The sequence below is a fragment of the Salinifilum aidingensis genome, assembly GCF_054782015.1.
This window is the reverse complement of sequence record NZ_BAAGTH010000003.1, coordinates 318,580-334,761: the sequence shown is the minus strand read 5'-3', so window position 1 is coordinate 334,761 and position 16,182 is coordinate 318,580. Positions and strand designations below refer to the sequence as shown.

At 72.0% G+C, this 16,182-nt stretch carries 12 protein-coding genes; 3 read left to right on the top strand and 9 right to left on the bottom strand.

All coding sequences use genetic code 11. The features are described 5' to 3' along the window. Positions 1-16 precede the first annotated feature (16 nt). The 3 genes from ACYVJE_RS06625 (at position 17) to ACYVJE_RS06615 (ending at position 5,684) form a co-directional block, all read left to right on the top strand. Positions 17-2,278, top strand: coding sequence for an IniB N-terminal domain-containing protein (locus ACYVJE_RS06625; RefSeq protein ID WP_461143732.1), 2,262 nt, complete (start codon positions 17-19; stop codon positions 2,276-2,278). 140 nt (positions 2,279-2,418) lie between these two features. Next, positions 2,419-4,230 (top strand): dynamin family protein, encoded by a 1,812-nt coding sequence (locus ACYVJE_RS06620; protein WP_461143731.1) that lies wholly within the window; start codon positions 2,419-2,421, stop codon positions 4,228-4,230. Further along, a complete protein-coding gene (locus tag ACYVJE_RS06615; protein ID WP_461143730.1) occupies positions 4,227-5,684 on the top strand; it encodes a dynamin family protein in 1,458 nt (485 codons plus the stop codon). Before ACYVJE_RS06620 ends, ACYVJE_RS06615 begins: the two co-directional genes overlap by 4 nt. Here ACYVJE_RS06615 and ACYVJE_RS06610 read toward each other — a convergent pair. The 9 genes from ACYVJE_RS06610 to ACYVJE_RS06570 form a co-directional block, all read right to left on the bottom strand. Then, positions 5,659-5,784, bottom strand: a complete 126-nt coding sequence (locus ACYVJE_RS06610) for a hypothetical protein (protein ID WP_461143729.1) — start codon at positions 5,782-5,784, stop codon at positions 5,659-5,661. The two genes, ACYVJE_RS06615 and ACYVJE_RS06610, sit on opposite strands and share 26 nt — an antisense overlap. A 97-nt stretch (positions 5,785-5,881) precedes the next feature. Then, positions 5,882-6,283, bottom strand: coding sequence for a type II toxin-antitoxin system VapC family toxin (locus ACYVJE_RS06605; RefSeq protein ID WP_461143728.1), 402 nt, complete (start codon positions 6,281-6,283; stop codon positions 5,882-5,884). Next, complete coding sequence (locus ACYVJE_RS06600) at positions 6,280-6,510, bottom strand: hypothetical protein (RefSeq protein WP_461143727.1); 231 nt, start codon at positions 6,508-6,510, stop codon at positions 6,280-6,282. The genes ACYVJE_RS06605 and ACYVJE_RS06600 overlap by 4 nt, the downstream gene beginning before the upstream one ends. Before the next feature lie 238 nt (positions 6,511-6,748). Next, positions 6,749-8,203, bottom strand: coding sequence for a catalase (locus ACYVJE_RS06595; protein ID WP_461143794.1), 1,455 nt, complete (start codon positions 8,201-8,203; stop codon positions 6,749-6,751). Further along, positions 8,197-8,691 (bottom strand): Fur family transcriptional regulator, encoded by a 495-nt coding sequence (locus tag ACYVJE_RS06590; protein WP_459157967.1) that lies wholly within the window; start codon positions 8,689-8,691, stop codon positions 8,197-8,199. The genes ACYVJE_RS06595 and ACYVJE_RS06590 overlap by 7 nt, the downstream gene beginning before the upstream one ends. Before the next feature lie 270 nt (positions 8,692-8,961). Then, complete coding sequence (locus ACYVJE_RS06585) at positions 8,962-10,407, bottom strand: GntP family permease (protein ID WP_461143726.1); 1,446 nt, start codon at positions 10,405-10,407, stop codon at positions 8,962-8,964. A gap of 266 nt (positions 10,408-10,673) precedes the next feature. After that, positions 10,674-12,071, bottom strand: a complete 1,398-nt coding sequence (locus ACYVJE_RS06580; RefSeq protein WP_461143725.1) for a GntP family permease — start codon at positions 12,069-12,071, stop codon at positions 10,674-10,676. Positions 12,072-12,239: 168 nt separating this feature from the next. Then, a complete protein-coding gene (locus ACYVJE_RS06575; protein ID WP_461143724.1) occupies positions 12,240-13,727 on the bottom strand; it encodes a gluconokinase in 1,488 nt (495 codons plus the stop codon). A gap of 210 nt (positions 13,728-13,937) precedes the next feature. Continuing rightward, a complete protein-coding gene (locus tag ACYVJE_RS06570; protein WP_461143723.1) occupies positions 13,938-15,986 on the bottom strand; it encodes an OPT family oligopeptide transporter in 2,049 nt (682 codons plus the stop codon). Positions 15,987-16,182: the final 196 nt, after the last annotated feature.

Genomic DNA, 16,182 nt, shown 5'->3' with positions numbered 1-16,182 from the left:
GCGAGGGAGCTGGAGCATGACGAACCCTCAGCACACGCAGCATTCGGCGTTCCCCACTGGCGACTCCGAGGCCCAGTCCGGCGCAGCGTCCGAACCGACGGTGCACGAGTTCCTGACCCGGCTCGCCACCGACCCGGCAGCCCGCTCCGCGTTCGACAGCGACCCCCGTGGCGCACTGGACCGAGCAGGCCTCGGAGACATGAGCGCGGCAGATGTGTCCGATGCCACATCGCTGGTCCTCGACTACGCACCGGTCGAAGCCGTGGCCGAGTACCGCACGGTGCAGAGCAGCGTCGACCAGTTCGTGACGAACACCCAGCACGCCGTGCTCCAACTGCACTCCCCGTACTCAACCGAGCAGGAAGAACTGAGCATGCTGCAGAACAGCCCCGAGCAGAACCAGGACTTCTCCCAGGAGAGCGACGTCGACGTCGACATCGAGCAGAACGACTCGCACAACGTCGTCAACGCCCACGACGTGCTCAACGGCAACGAGGTCCTGAGCGGCAACACCGTCGTGGGCGGTGACGCCGCCGCAGGCGTCGGCAACGTGGTGAACTCGACCGTCGGCGCCGTCGGCGAGGCCGTCTCCGGCGCGGTCGGCGCTGTCACCAGCACCGTGGACAACACCGTCGACGCGAGCACCAACCTGGTCGGCAGCGCGGGCGCGACCGTGCACCAGGACGTCGGCAACCTCGCGCAGGGCGTCGGTGTCGGTGACGTGGCCGGCAACGTCGGCGGCCTCGCGGGCGGCGACGTGACCAGCACCGTCAGCGGTGTCGCCGGCGGCGACGCGAGCGGCGTGCTCGGTGACGTGACCGGCCTCGCGGGCGGCGTGGCCGGCGGCGACGCCAAGGCCGGCGCGCTCGCCGAAGGCCCCGTCTCCGAGGTCGCCAGCACCGCGACCGGCCTGGCCGGCGGCTTGACCGGCGGCTTGACCGGCGGCTTGACCGGCGGTCTCACCGGCGACGTGACCAGCACCGTCGGCGACCTCGGCAGCGGTGACGTCACCGGCGTCGTGGGCGAGGTGACCGGCACCGCCAGCAGCACCGTCAGCGGCGTGGCCAGCACCGCGACCGGCCTGGCCGGCGGCCTGGCGACCGGCGACGTGACCAGCACCGTCGGCGACCTCGCGGGCGGTGACGCCACCAAGACCATCAGCGGTGTCGGCGGCGGCGACGCGCTCGGCGGCGTGACCGGCCTCGTGGGCGGCGTGACCGGCGGTCAGGCGACCAGCGCGGTCGGCGAGGTCACCAGCACGGTCGGCGACCTGACCGGTGGCGACGTGAACGGCGCGCTGGGCGGCGCCACGGGCGCCGTGGGCGGCGCGGCCGAGGGCGATGTGGCCGGCGACCTGACCGGCGACCTCACCGGCGGCCTGACCGGCGACCTCACCGGCGAGGTCACGGGCACCGTGAGCGGTGCCGTCAGCGGCGTGGCCGGCGGCGAGGTGAACGGCCTGCTCGGCGGCGTGACCGGCTCGCTGAACGGTGAGGCCGGCGGCGGCGCCTCCGCCAAGTCGGACGCCTCCGCCGAGGGCCCGGTCGGCGACCTCACCGGTGGCCTGCCGCTCAACGGCGTCACCGGCCTCGCCGGCGACGCGACGGCCCCGGTGGACGGTCTGGCGGGCAATGCCACGGCCCCGGTCGAGGACGTCGCGGGCACCGCGACGCAGCCGGTGGGCAACCTCGCCGGCGACGCCACCGCCCCGGTCGACGACCTGGCGGGCAACGCCACCGCCCCGGTCGGCGACGTGGCCGGCAACGCCACGGCCCCGGTCGAGGGCGTCACGGGCGACCTGCCGGTCGACGACGTGACCGGCACCGTCGGCGACGCCGCGGCCCCGGTCGGCGACGTGGCCGGCGGCGCGACCAAGACGGCCACCGACGTCGCGGGCGACGCCCCGGTCGTCGGCGACCTGCCGGCCAACCTCGAGAACCCGACCGACGCGGTCCCCGCCGCCGAGCAGGCCACCGCTCCGGTGGAGGACACGGTCGACAACGTCGAGGACACCGCGGGCAACGCCACCGCCCCGGTCGAGGACGCGGCGAGCAACCTGCCGGTCGACGACGTGAGCAACACCGTCGGCGACGTGGCCGGCAACGCGCCGGTCGCCGGCGAGGCCGCCGAAGCGCTGCCCACCGAGGAGGCCACGGCCCCGGTCGAGGACGCGGCCAACCACCTGCCGGCGCCGAGCGACGTGCCGGTCGCGGGCGACGCCGTCGGCGGCACCGTCGAGCAGGTCAGCGGCGACCTCGGCGCGGAGGGTCTGCTCTGACCGCTGCGCGCTGAACGCTCGCCCACGGGGGCGCGGGGCCACGCTCCGCGCCCCCGTTCGCGCGTGCGCGCGTTCCGGACATTCCGCGGGAAACCCAGTGGGGTGGTCGGCACGGAGAGCGAGACGACACAATCACCCGTGTGATTGACACGGCGCTGGTTGAACTCATCGACCGCGCGAGCGCGGAATGTGCCGAGCAGGACCGCTCCGACCTGCACGGACGGCTCCGGCAGATCCGCACGCGCGTGCTCGACCCCAGTCAGCTCGTGCTGCTCATCGGTGAACCCGCCCAGGGCAAGAGCGCGCTGCTCAACGCGATCGTCAACGCACCGGTGTGCGCCGCCGGGGAAACCACCAGCACGCGCGTGCCCACGCTCGTGCGGCACGCGGACACGCCGAGCGCGCACCTGGTGGAGCAGGAGGCGGCCGACGGCCCGCCCGCGCTGGAGCGCGTGCCCGTTCCCCTCGAGGAGCTCACCACGCGCCTGCAGGAGGCCGTCGACCGCGGACGGCCGGTGCGGCGCGGCGAGGTCGCCGTCCCGCGGGGGGTGCTGCGCAACGGACTCGCGCTGATGGACACCCCCGCGTTCGGCGGCCCCTCCTCCGCGGGCACGGACACGACCCTCGCCATCGCCGCGGAAGCGGACGCGCTGCTGATGATCTCCGATGCCACCCAGGAGCTGACCACCAACGAGATCGGCTTCCTCAAGCAGGTCGCCGACCTGTGCCCGAACATCGCCCTGGTGCAGCCGAAGATCGACCGCACCCCGCACTGGCGCCAGGTCGTCGAGGTCAACCGCAAGCACCTGAACAACGCGGGCGTGTCCGCGAAGATCTTCCCGGTCTCGTGTACCGTGCGCGCGCACGCGATGCGCACCAAGAGCAGCAACCTGAACAAGGAATCGGGGTTCAGCCCGCTGCTGGAATACCTCAAGTCCGAGCTCGCCGGGCAGCACGACCAGCTCACCCGCCGCCTCGTCTCGCACAACCTCGGCGAGGCGATCACCCAGATCAGCAACGACCTGCGCGCCGAACTGGCCGCGCAGAACCCGCGCACCGCCGCGGAAACGCTCGTGGAGCTGGAGAGCGCGCAGCGGCGCGCGGAAGAGCTGCGCCGCATCGCGAGCCGCTGGCAGAAGACGCTCAACGACGGCGTCCAGGACCTCAACGCCGACGTCGAGTTCGACTTCCGCGAACGCTGCTGGGCCGTCCAGCACCAGGTCAACGAGATCTTCGAGCAGGCCGATCCGCTCGAGGTCTGGGACGACTTCCGGTCCTGGTTGGACGAGCAGATCACCGCCGCCATCGACACCACGTTCGACTGGATCGAGCAGCGGCGGCAGCACCTGGTGCGGCGCGTTTCCGAGCAGATGCCGGACGAGGCCCGCGGGGAGGAGCCCGACCTGGAGCGCCTCGAACCGCCGCGGCCGCTCGACGCCGTCCCGGAACCCGCGCTGCCGCGCGGCAGCGACTTCCGCCGCTTCGACCGGCTCCTCACCGGACTGCGCGGTTCCTACGGCGGCGTGCTCATGTTCGGCCTCGTCACCAAGATGGCGGGCCTGCCGCTGCTGAACGTCCTGTCGCTGTCGGCGGGCATCCTGCTGGGCAGCAAGAGCCTCCGCGAGGAGAAGGACACCCGGTTGCGCCGCCGCCAGACCGAGGCGAAGAACGCCGCGCAGCGCTACATCGACCAGGTCGTGTTCCAGGTGAACAAGGAGTCCAAGGACGCGATCCGCGCGATGCACCGCTCGATCCACGCCCACTTCAACGGAATCACCGAACAGGCCCAGGTGGACGTCAACTCGTCCATCCAGGACATCAAGCGGGCCGCCGAGCGCAGCGCGGTGGACCGGGACCAGCGCGCGCGGGAGATCAAGCAGAAGCTGGAGGACCTGTCCGTGCTGCGCAAACGCGTCGGCATGCTCACGCAGAACCGGATCGCGGCATCATGAGCACGCTGCTGGAACGCGCCCGCGAACTGCTCATCCGCACCATCACGTGCTACCGCGACGACCCGCGCACCGCCGCCTGGTTGCGCGGCCGCCTGGAACGCATCGAGCAGCCGCTGCGCATCGCCGTCACCGGACGCGTGCAGTCCGGCAAGTCGACGCTGATCAACGCGTTCGTCGGCGAACCGCTGGCACCGACCGCGACCGAGGAGAACACCCAGGTCAACACGCTCTACCAGTACGGTCCCGAGCCGAAGGTCCTGGTGCACACGCCGCACGGCTCGGTGCAGACCATCCCGATGAGCACAGTGGACGACGAGACCATCCGGCGGCTGCAGCACTGGCGCCCCGACGAGGTCTCCCGGCTGGTCGTCGAAGCGCCCTCACCGGGGTTGCGCGCGGTCAGCCTGCTCGAAACACCGGGCGTGGCCTCCACGGCCGTGCGCGAAACGGGACAGACCGCGCTGGCGCAGGTGCTGGCCGAGGCGGACGCCGTGCTGTACCTGACGCGGCACCCCCACGAAGCGGACCTGCAGTTCCTGCAGGCCGCCCACGAGCTGCGCACCGCGCGGCGCGCCCCGATCAACACGCTGGTGGCGATCTCCCGCGCCGACGAGGCCGGGGCGAGCGGCTCGGAGGCGCTGACCGCTGCGGAGGGCGTCGCCGAGCAGCACCGCACCGATCCCGCGCTGCAGTCCTACGCGCAGCACGTGGTTCCCGTGATCGGGCTGCTCGGGCAGGCGGTGCACACGATGACCGAGCAGGACATCGCCACGCTGCGGGAACTGCTGAAGCTGTCCGAGGAGGACCTGCAGTCGCTGCTGCTGTCCGCCGACCGGTTCGCGCACGGCAAGGCCCCGGATTCGCTGCCCACCGAGCACCGGCAGGCGCTGCTCGTCCGCTTCGGGCACTACGGGGTGCAGCGCGCCCTCGTGGCGCTGCGGGAGGGAGCCGAGGACGCGGCGCAGCTGCGCGCGGAGATGCTCGAGGCGAGCGGGATGAACGCGCTGCAGGGAGCCGTGCACCAGCAGTTCGTGGAGCGGCAGGACGCGCTGCGGGCCCGTTCTGCGCTGCTGGCGGTGGACATGGTGCTGCGGGCGAACCCGAAACCCGCGGCGCAGCGGCTGCACGGCGAGTTCGAGTGGGTCCTGGCCAACGCCCACGAGTGGGACGAGCTCCGCCTGCTGTCCGCATTGGACTCCGGGCAGCTGCGGTTCGCCCGCCCGCTGCAGGCGGCGGCCAAGCGCCTGCTCGGGGCCGGCGGGTCCGACCCGGCCAGCAGGCTGGGGTGCGACGAGGACGCGCCGGCCGACGAGCTCGCGCAGGCGGCCGCGCGGGCGCTGGCGCAGTGGCGGGAGCAGCACGCGCACCCGCTGCACGACCGCGCGCACCGGGAAGCGGCGCGCACCGTGCTGCGGACGTGCGAGCACCTCACCACCGAGCTCGCCGCGGGTTGAGCTCGGCGCGTCCGACGAGGTCGTCACCGGTGGCGCGAGCACCCGGCACCGGGCGGGCGAGCCGATCGAGTTCCGGGACGACGAGCACGCTGCTGGTCAACGTTTCACCGTGCTCGCCACTCGCCGTCCGCCCAGGATCGCGGTGCCAGGTCGGGTCCGGCTTGCGGGCACCTGAACGGCGAGCTCGGCCAGTGGAGTCAGGTGATGACGTCGAAGGTGCAGTGGGCCCCGCTGGCCGCAGCGAGCTTGCCGTCGGCGGTGATCAGCGGACCGTCCAGCCGTTCGGCCAACGCGACGTACGCGGCGTCGTACGGGGTGGTGTTGTCTCGGAGCTCCCAGATGCGCTGCAACAGCGGAGCCAGCGGCATGCGCCGAACGGGAAAACCCGCCAGATGCCGCAGCGCGGCGGGCACCGCGGCGTGCAGGACGGGGCTGCGTCGAGCCATGCCCCGCAACGCGGAGACGACCTCAGCATCCACGTGGGCGGGGGCGAACAGGGCGTCACCGGTGGCCAGGCGTGCCGCGATCGCATCACGGCGGGGATCGTCGGCGGCGTAGAAGGCGGTCAGGACGGAAGCGTCGATCACGGCCAGGCTCACGACGTTTCCCGCACCTCCCGCACCGCAGCGGTCGCGTCGTCAACGGTGAGGCCGCTGCCCTGCGGCGGCCGGTAGGAGGCCAGGTAGCCCTCCAGGCGGGCCACCTGGGCGACCTCGGTGAGCCGGTCCACGACGAAGGCCGACAGCGACTGCCGGTTCGCCTCGGCGGCCTCGGCGAGCGCGGCGTACACGTCGTCAGGCACGTCCCGCAGATTCATCCGCTTCATGGTGCCATGATGGCACCAAACGACGTTCACGACAACGCCCGCACACCGTTGGTCAGTGAAGCCCGCGGGCACGCGAAAGGGCCCGGAACGGCGGGGTTCCGGGCCCTTCGCATGTGGTGGTCGCCGCAGTCAGCAGGTGCCCCGCCGCGGAGCGGCGAACCGCGGCGGAGGGGAACAGCGCGACGCCCGGGCCGCGCGGCGGCCCCGGCGCAGCGCGCCGGGGCCCACGGCGAGGAGGTCAGCCCTGGGAGCCCTTGACCTTCTCGGCGATCTTGTCGCCGGTGTCCTTGTCGACGTTGCGCCAGTAATCGAGCGCGCGGTCCAGGACCGGCTGCTCGACGCCGTCGAGCAGGTGGCCGGAGACGTTGTTGACGAAGCGCTCGCGCTCGGCGTCGCTGAAGACCTCGCGCACCATCGTGCCGGGCTGGCCGAAGTCGTCGTCCTCCGCGTGCTTGGCGTAGGCGGAGCGGATGACCTCCTGCTCGACGCCGGTCGCCGAGTCGTCGCCGTCCGTGCTCGCGTCGGCGTGCGGACCGCCGTAGGAGTTCGGCGCGTACACCGGGTCCTGGCCGTAGCTGTACCGCATCGGACCGTCCTTGGCGTAGCTGTTCACCTCGGAGACCGGGCGGTTCACCGGCAGGTCGGCGTAGTTGGCGCCGATGCGGTAGCGGTGGGCGTCCGGGTAGGCGAACAGCCGGCCCTGCAGCATCTTGTCCGGCGAGGCACCGATGCCCGGGGGCATGTTCGTCGGCTCGAAGGCGGCCTGCTCGATCTGGGCGAAGTAGTTCTCCGGGTTGCGGTTGAGGACGAACCGGCCGACCTTGATCAGCGGGTAGTCGCCGTGCGGCCACACCTTGGTCAGGTCGAACGGGTTGAACCGGTAGTCGGCCGCTTCCTCGAAGGGCATGATCTGGACGTAGACGGTCCAGCTCGGGTCCTCGCCCTTCTTGATGGCGTTCCACAGGTCGCGGATGTGGAAGTTGGAGTCCGCACCGGCCATCCGGTCGCCCTCGTCCTGGGAGAGGAAGTCGTGGCCCTGGTCGGACTTGAAGTGGTACTTGACCCAGAACTTCTCGCCGGAGTGGTTGATCCAGCTGAAGGTGTGCGAACCGTAGAGGTTCATGTGCCGCCAGGTCTTCGGCAGCCCGCGGTCACCCATCAGCCAGGTCACCTGGTGCGCGGACTCGGGGCACTGGGTCCAGAAGTCCCACTGCATGTTGTTGTCGCGCAGGTGGTTGTCGGCGCGGCGCTTCTGCGAGCGGATGAAGTCGGGGAACTTGATCGCGTCGCGGATGAAGAACACCGGGGTGTTGTTGCCGACGAGGTCGTAGTTGCCCTCGCTGGTGTAGAACTTCATGGCCGTGCCGCGGGGGTCGCGCCAGGTGTCGGGGGAGCCCAGCTCGCCGGCGACCGTGGAGAAGCGGATCAGCGCGTCGGTGCGGGTTCCGGGCTGGAACAGCTTGGCCTTGGTGTACTGGCTGACGTCCTCGGTGACCTCGAGGTAACCGAACGCGCCGCCGCCCTTGGCGTGCACCACGCGCTCCGGAACGCGCTCGCGGTTGAACTGCGCGTTCTTCTCGATCAGGTACTGGTCCTGCAGCAGGACCGGGCCGTTCGGGCCGGCGGTCAGGGAGTGGTCGTCACTGGCGACCGGGATGCCGGTGTTGGTCGTCGTGGGTCGAGAACTCACGATCGTCCCTCCTCGTGGTGGTTTGCGTCCTCGGGCTGCGCGGCCGAGGACCGACAGTCTGGGCAGTAGCCCCAGAAGACGACTTCCGCTTCGTCGACCGCGAAGCCTTCCACACTCGCCGGGGCCAGGCAGGGTGCGGCTCCGTGCACGCAGTCCACATCAGCCGTCCTGCCGCAGGCACGGCACACCAGGTGGTGGTGGTTGTCCGCGGTTCGGGTCTCGAACCGGGCCGGGTGCCCGGCCGGCTCGATGCGGCGGAGCAGGCCCACGCGCGTGCAGGAGTTGAGCACGTCGTAGACGGCCTGTGTGGACACGGACCCCAGCTGGCCGCGCACGGCACCGGCCACCTGCTCGGCGGTCGAGTGCGGGTGCCCGGTCAGCCACTCCAGCACGGCGAGCCGCGGTTTCGTCGCTCGCAAACCGGCGGCCCGCAGCTGCTCGGCCGGGGCGAGCCCCTCGGTACCGCTGGCGGAGGTTGCGCTGAGGTTCATGATGCCCCGAGTATGCCACACCCAGATTGGAACGAGTCAAGAAAACTTCTCGCGGTTCGCCGGAGCGCCGCCCGCAGCAGCGTGCCCAGCAGGAAGGCGCTCACCGCGAGGACCACGGCGAGCGCCGCGGGAGCGAGCAGCACGACCACGTCCGCGGCGAGCACCGCCCGGTTCCCGCTGCTGATCACCCGCCCGGAGGCGGCACCGCGCGGGTCGGCGGGACTGATCGGGGGCCGCTGGTGACGCGGGCGCGAGGCGTGCGCCCCCTCCTCAGAACACCACCCACAGCAGCGCGGCCAGCAGGAACCCGATCGTGCCGATCAGCGTCTGCATCACGGTATACGTGCGCAGCGCGGTCGGGACATCCATGCCGAGCAGCCGGCTGGTCATCCAGAACCCCGAGTCGTTGACGTGCGACAGCGTCGTCGCACCGGCCGCGATGGCGATCACGACCAGGCACAGCTGCAGCTCCGACAGCCCGGGCGTCGCCTGCACGACGGGAGCGATGAATCCGCCCGCGGTGGTCAGCGCCACCGTCGCCGAGCCCTGCGCCACGCGCATCACCATCGCGATGAGGAACGCGGCCAGCAGCAGCGGAACGCCCAGGCTCTGCAGCATGCCCGCCAGCGCCTGGCCGACACCGCCCTCGTTGAGCACGGCGCCGAACATGCCGCCCGCACCGGTGACGAGGATGACCACGGCGATCGGGCCGAGGCAGTCCGACAGGTGCCGCTCGATCTCGCCCAGCCGCATCCCGCGACGCACGCCGAGCACCACCACGGCCGCCAGCACGGCGATGACCAGCGCAATCGGGCTCTCACCGATCAACTGCACCGCCTGCACCGCGGTGCTGTCCGTGTTCACCGCGCCGGCTTCGCCGAGCGTTTCCAGCCCGGTGTTGGACAGGATCAGCAGCAGCGGCAGCACCAGCATGGACAGCACGGCCAGCAGTCCCGGCGGATTCGCGGGTTCCTGCGCGGAGTCCTCCCGCGCGGCCAGCGACACCTCCGGCACGGGCAGCCGCACCCGGTCGCCGACGCGCCGGCCGAACACGTACCCGGCCAGCAGCCAGGTGGGCACGGTGACCACGAGGCCCACCACCACGAGCAGGCCCATGTCCGCGCCGAGCATGCTGCCCGCGGCCACGGGGCCCGGGTGCGGTGGGACGAAGACGTGGATCGCGGCGAACGCCCCGGCCACCGGCAGTCCGTAGCGCAGCACCGAGCCGCCGAGCGCCTTGGCCACGGAGAAGACCACCGGCAGGAAGATGATCAGCGCGGCGTCGTAGAAGATCGGGAAACCGAACAGCAGCGCGGCCACGCCGAGCGCGAACGGGGCGCGCCGCTCGCCGAAGGCGCGCACCAGCGAGTGCGCCAGCACGCTCGCCCCGCCGGAGACCTCCAGCATCCGGCCGAGCATCGCGCCCAGGGCCACCAGCAGGGCCACTTCGGCGAGCGTGTCACCGATCCCCTCGTAGAGGGTGTCCATGACCTCGCCGACCGGCACGCCGAGCAGCAGCGCGCTCGCCAGGCTCACCAGCAGCAACGCCACGACCGGCTGCATCTTCGCGCCGATGATCAGCGCCAGCAGCGCGGTGATCGCCCCCACGGCGATGGTCAGGGCGGGCCCCGTCCCCACTGCCGGGGACTGGGCCTGCGCGAGTTGCTCTGCGAGGACGAGGCGCTCCGGAGGCAGCGACACGGGAAACGGCGACACGGGCGGATCCCCTCCCAACGGGTGCGCTCGGCGCACCGCCGCGGATTCGACGCACGGGACAGCGGCGGACGCACGAGTGCGACCGCCTGAACAGCGTTCGAAATCCTGGCAAGGAGATCCACGTCACGGCCAGACGTGCGATCGGCAGCGCCGGCAACGAGACCGAAAAGCAACGGGCCGGGGGTACGCGCGCACGCCCGTTCGGACCAGCAGGTTCCGCACATCGGCCGGGTGCGCCGGCGCACGCCGGAGCTCGAGGAACGACCTCAGAGCACCGTCCAGAGCCCGCAGGCGATGAGGAAGCCGACCACGCCGATGAGCGTCTCCTGCACCGTCCACGTGCGCAGCGTCGTGCCCACGTCCATCCCGAACAGCCGGCTGACCAGCCAGAAACCCGAGTCGTTGACGTGCGACAGGACCGTGGCACCGGCCGCGACGGCGATCACGACCAGGCACGTCTGCGCCGGGGAGATGTCGCCCGCCGCCTGCACCGCCGGGGCGATGAACCCGCCGGCCGTGGTGATCGCGACCGTGGCCGAGCCCTGCGCCACGCGCATCACCACGGCGATGAGGAACGCGGCCAGGATCAGCGGCACCCCGAGGTCCTGCAGCGTGCCCGCGAGCGCCTGCCCGACACCGCCGGTCTCCAGCACCGCGCCGAACATGCCGCCGGCACCGGTGACCAGGATGACCGCCGCGATCGGGGCCAGCGCCCCGGTGAGGTTCTTCTCGATGTCCTTGCCGGTCATGCCGCGCGCCTTGCCCAGCACGAGCGAGGCCAGCAGCACGGCGATCGCCAGCGCGATCGGGCTCTCGCCGACGAGCATCAGCGCCTGCACGACGCCGTTGTCCTCGCCGACCACCCCGGCCTCGGACAGCGTGCTCAACCCGGTGTTGAGCAGGATCAGCACCACCGGCAGCAGCAGCATCGACAGCACGGTGGCCATGGACGGACGCGCGCCGCCCTCGCCGGTGGAGCCGCACCCCCCGGTCGTGCCGGGCGCGCCGGAGGTCAGCGACATGTCCGGGATCGGCAGGTGGACCCGGCGCCCGGTGAAGGAGCCGAAGGCCAGCGCGGCGACGAGCCACGTCGGGATCGCCACGACCAGTCCGATCAGCAGCAGCAGGCCGATGTCCGCTCCGAGCATGCCGGCCGCGGCCACCGGACCCGGGTGCGGCGGGACGAACGCGTGCATCACCGCGAAAGAACCGGCCACGGGCAGCCCGTAGCGCAGCACCGAGCCGCCGAGCTGCTTGGCGACGGAGAACACGATCGGCAGGAAGATGATGATGCCGACGTCCAGGAAGATCGGGATGCCGAACAGCAGCGCCCCGACACCGAGCGCGAACGGGGCGCGCTTTTCGCCGAACCGCCGCACCATGGCCTCGGCGAGCACGCCGGCACCGCCGGAGACCTCCAGCATCCGGCCGAGCATCGCGCCCAGGGCCACGAGCAGGGCCACTTCGGCGAGCGTCTCACCGATCCCGTCGTAGAGCGTGTCCATCACGTCGCCGACCGGCACGCCCAGCAGCAGCGCGCTCGCCAGGCTCACCACCAGCAGCGCGATCACGGGCTGCATCTTCAGCCCCATGATGAGGACCAGCAGCACCGCGATCGCACCACCGGCGACCGACAACGCCACTGCCGGTGAATTGTGGATCATCGGATTGTCCGCCGCCAGCACTCCTCCGGCGGCGAGATTGATCGCAGTGGACACAGGTCCGCCCCTAACGTTCACCTCGTTGTGCCACGGTTAGCGGGAAACCATGCCGCAGAATTCCGCGATTCACGCGCACTCCGCGGTATGGATCACAGTGGACGGTGCAGCGGGTCACGACCCGTGCAACCCGAGCAACGCCTCGTGCAGCGCTTCGACACGAGGCCGGTGCCGTTCGTAGAACTCGGCGCTCGAGGGGTCCGCTTCGGCCGTTTCCTCGACGCGCACCAGGTCGGCCGCGCTGTCCAACGTGCTCAGCTCGCCGAGCGCGTACCACGCGAGCAGCGCAGCACCCACGCCCGAACCACCGCTGGATCCGGGAAGCTGCAGATCGCACCCCAGGGCCGCAGCGACCGTGCTGCGCCAGACCTCGCTGCGGAACCCGCCGCCGGTGGCGCGCACCGCGTCCACCCGCGCCCCCGAGTCGACCACCGCGTCGCGCACCAGCGCCAGCTGCTGCGCGACCCCCTCGATGACGGCGCGCGTGATCTCGGCGCGCCCGTGCGAACGGCGCAGCCCCAGCAGCGCACCGGTCAGCCCCGACCGCCACCACGGAGCGCGCTCCCCCAGCAGGTACGGCAGCGCGACCAGGCCGTCGGCCCCGGGCTGCACGGCCAGCGCCTCGTCGAGCACCGCGGACATCTCCACGCCGAACGTCTCGGCGGCCCACTGCCCCACGACCGCCCCGTTGCTCACCGCGCCGCCGAGCACCCACATGTCCTCGGTGAGGGCGTAGCTGAACGTGCGGCACCGCTCGTCCACGCTCCCGACGCCGCTCACCACGCGCAGCGCCCCGCTCGTCCCGAGCGAAACCGCCGCCGCGCCGGGGCGCACCGCGCCGACGCCGAGGTTGGCCAGCGGTCCGTCACCGCCGCCGAGCACCACCGGGGTGCCGGACGGCAGCCCCACGCGGGAGGCCGCGCTCCGCGACAGGCCGAGAACGTCCGTGGGCGCGGCGATGCGCGGCAGCTGTTCGGCGCGCACGCCGGCGACCGAGAGCGCGGGAGCGTGCCAGTCCCGGGTGCGCATGTCCTGCAGACCGCTGCCGGAGTTCAGCGAGAAGTCGGTGACGAAGTCGTCGACGAGCGCGCCGACGACGTAGTCCTTCAGCGCGCACCAGCGGGACGCGGCGCGGGCGAGGTCGGGGCGCTGCTCGGTCAGCCAGGCGAGCTTGACCATCACCGACTGCGTGTGCACCGGGGTGCCGGTCTCGCGGTGCAGCTGCCGGCTCCGCGGGTCCTCGCGCAGCCGCGCGGCCACGTCCTGGGCCCGGGAGTCGCCCCAGGTGAACGCCGGCGTCACCGCGGACCCGGAGCCGTCCACGCCGACCAGCGTGTGCATCGCGGTGCTGAACGACAGCGCGGCGACCGCGCACCCCTGCTGCTGCGCCCAGCGGACCCCGTCAGCGAGCGCCGCGATCACCGTCTCGCGCACTTCGTCCGCGTCGTGCACGGCGGCACCGCTGTCGTCGGAGTACAGCGGGTACTCGCGTTCGAGCCGGTGCAGCATCCGCGCATCGCGTGCCGTCACGACGATCTTCACGGCCGTGGTTCCGGCGTCGATGCCGAGGACCACATCGGTCGCGCTCGCAAGTGCGCTCATGCCGCACAACTTAAACCCGGCTGAATCGGATCACGGGACGTGGTCTAGTCCACGCGCGGTCCGGAACCGGCGATGTGCCCAGAAATCATCGCCCTGCGCGCACGCGCGGTCGCGCTGCGTCGACGGCGAGCTCGAAAGGTCGAACTGTGAGATATCTGTCCGCGGCGCATGACCCGACCAGGTGCTCCCCGCCCTCCGGGCGGCACGCGGTCAGCCGCGACCCCGGGCCGCCACGCGGTACAGCCAGAGCACGAAGAACACGAACGCGGCGATGCCGAGCACGTTGCTGCCGGCGGTGAACGCCCCCTCGGACACGCCCAGGGCCTGCGGACCGATCATGAACACCTCGGCGCTCTGCGCCGCGGCGAACGGGATCGCCAGCAGGATGCCGACCAGCGCCTCGCCGGTGATCAGCCCGGAGGCGAACAGCACCCCGCGGCGTTCGGAACCCTCGGCACCGCGGCGGCGGCGCGCCCGCGCCGTGGCCACGGCCAGCAACCCGCCGATGAAGATCGGCACGGACAGCTCCAGCGGCAGGTACAGCCCGACCGCCACGGCCAGCACCGGGGTGCGGAACGACGCCCCGCGGCGCGCGAGGAGCTGGTCCAGCGCGATGAGCGCGACCGCCACCAGCGCGCCGAGGCCGATCACCGTCCACGGCAGACCGCCGAGGAACACGCCCTCGGAGACCGAGCTCATCAACGTCGCCTGCGGTGCCTGCAGCGCCTGCGACGGGTCCATGTCCGGCCGCGGCAGCGAGTCGCCCAGCCCGTAGGCGGTGTAGAGCACCGACAAGGTCGGCGCGAGGCACACCGCCGCCGAGACCACGCCGATGATCTGCATGATCTGCTGCTTCCACGGGGTGGCGCCGACGATGTAGCCGGCCTTGAGGTCCTGCATGTTGTCCCCGGCGATGGCGGCGGCGCTGGCCACCACCGCGGAGATGATGACGGCGGTCGCCGCCCCGACGGTCGCCTTGGCCTCGTTGCCGGTGAAGTCGATCTGCGTGCCCAGGATCCCCAGCAGCACCAGCGAGCTCGTCAGCAGCGTCAGGATGGACACCCCGGAGATGGGGTTGTTCGACGAGCCGACCAGACCGGCCATGTACCCGGCGACCGAGGAGAAGACGAACCCGGCGACCAGCGCGAACAGCAGCCCGAAGGTGATCGTGGCGAGGAACACCCCGCCGCCGATCTGGAGCCGCTCGGCGTCCACGTTGAACAGGAACACCAGGAACACCGGAACGGCCAGCACGAGCGTGCCGTAGCCGAGGAAGTTCGCCGGGATGTCGCGCTCGGTGCGCGCCAGCCCGCCGGACTTCCCGGAGCGGCTGTCGCGCAGGGCCTGCACCGAGGAGACGATGCTGTCGCGGATCGGCCGCAGCACCGCCAGCAGCGCCCAGATGCCGCCGACGGCCATCGCCCCGACGCCGAGGTAGCGCACCCGCTCCTCCCAGATCGCCTCGGCCGCGGCGTACCCGCTGGCGCCCCCGGTCAGGCTCGTCAGCTGCGCCGGGTCGGTCAGCAGCATGTACAGCGGGATCGCCACGAACCAGGCCAGCGCGCCGCCGGCGAACACGAGCACGGCGATGTTGATGCCGACGATGTAGCCCACGCCCAGCAGCGCGACGCCGAGTTCGCTGCCCAGGCCGATGACCGCGCCGCCGGCCTTGACCGCTGTGGACACCGAGGAGGCCGCCACGCCCAGGCCGGTCTGGCAGAACTTCAGCAGCCCGCCGGCGACACCGGCGATCGCGATGGAGCGGGCCTCGCCGCCACCGGACTTGCCCGCCTTGAGCACCTCACCGGTGGCCACGCCCTCCGGGAACCGCAGCGGCTTCTCGACGATCAGCGCCCGCCGCAGCGGAACGGTGAACAGCACCCCGAGCACGCCGCCGCACAGGGTGATCGCCATGACCGGCAGGTACGGGAAGTCCGCCCAGTAGCCCAGCAGGATCAGCGCGGGCAGCGTGAAGATCATGCCCGCGGCCAGCGACTCGCCCGCCGAGGCGGCGGTCTGCACGATGTTGTTCTCCACGATGCTGGACCGGCGGAAGAACCGGAAGATCCCCATGGAGATGACCGCTGCCGGGATGGACGCCGACACGGTCATGCCGACCTTGAGCCCGAGGTAGGCGTTCGCGGCGGAGAGCACGACGGCCAGCAGCACCGCCAGGACCACCGCCTTGAGCGTGATCTCCCGGGGGCGGGAGCTCGCCGGTGCCGCGACCGCGTCGACGTCCTCGTTGCGCGTGCTCATCAGGACCTTCTTCTCGGGTGCTCCGGACGCCGCACCGCCGGCGCGGCGCGCAACAACGTATCCCGCTGCGAAAACCGTGGCCAGTCCCCGCGCGTGGCGGGAACCAGACAGACTGCGGCCCCGCCCGGAGCGGTGCGGCAGGCGCCGAGGAGAGGGACGGGCGCGGTCGCGCCCCGTTCAGCGCCCGCACGACGAC

Bases quoted from the DNA above. Each gene is read 5' to 3' on its own strand.
- ACYVJE_RS06625 (WP_461143732.1), top strand. From the start codon at position 17: ATGACGAACCCTCAGCACACGCAGCATTCGGCGTTCCCCACTGGCGAC.
- ACYVJE_RS06615 (WP_461143730.1), top strand. From the start codon at position 4,227: ATGAGCACGCTGCTGGAACGCGCCCGCGAACTGCTCATCCGCACCATC.
- ACYVJE_RS06600 (WP_461143727.1), bottom strand. From the start codon at position 6,510: ATGAAGCGGATGAATCTGCGGGACGTGCCTGACGACGTGTACGCCGCG.
- ACYVJE_RS06590 (WP_459157967.1), bottom strand. From the start codon at position 8,691: ATGAACCTCAGCGCAACCTCCGCCAGCGGTACCGAGGGGCTCGCCCCG.
- ACYVJE_RS06580 (WP_461143725.1), bottom strand. From the start codon at position 12,071: ATGATCCACAATTCACCGGCAGTGGCGTTGTCGGTCGCCGGTGGTGCG.
- ACYVJE_RS06575 (WP_461143724.1), bottom strand. From the start codon at position 13,727: ATGAGCGCACTTGCGAGCGCGACCGATGTGGTCCTCGGCATCGACGCC.
- ACYVJE_RS06570 (WP_461143723.1), bottom strand. From the start codon at position 15,986: ATGAGCACGCGCAACGAGGACGTCGACGCGGTCGCGGCACCGGCGAGC.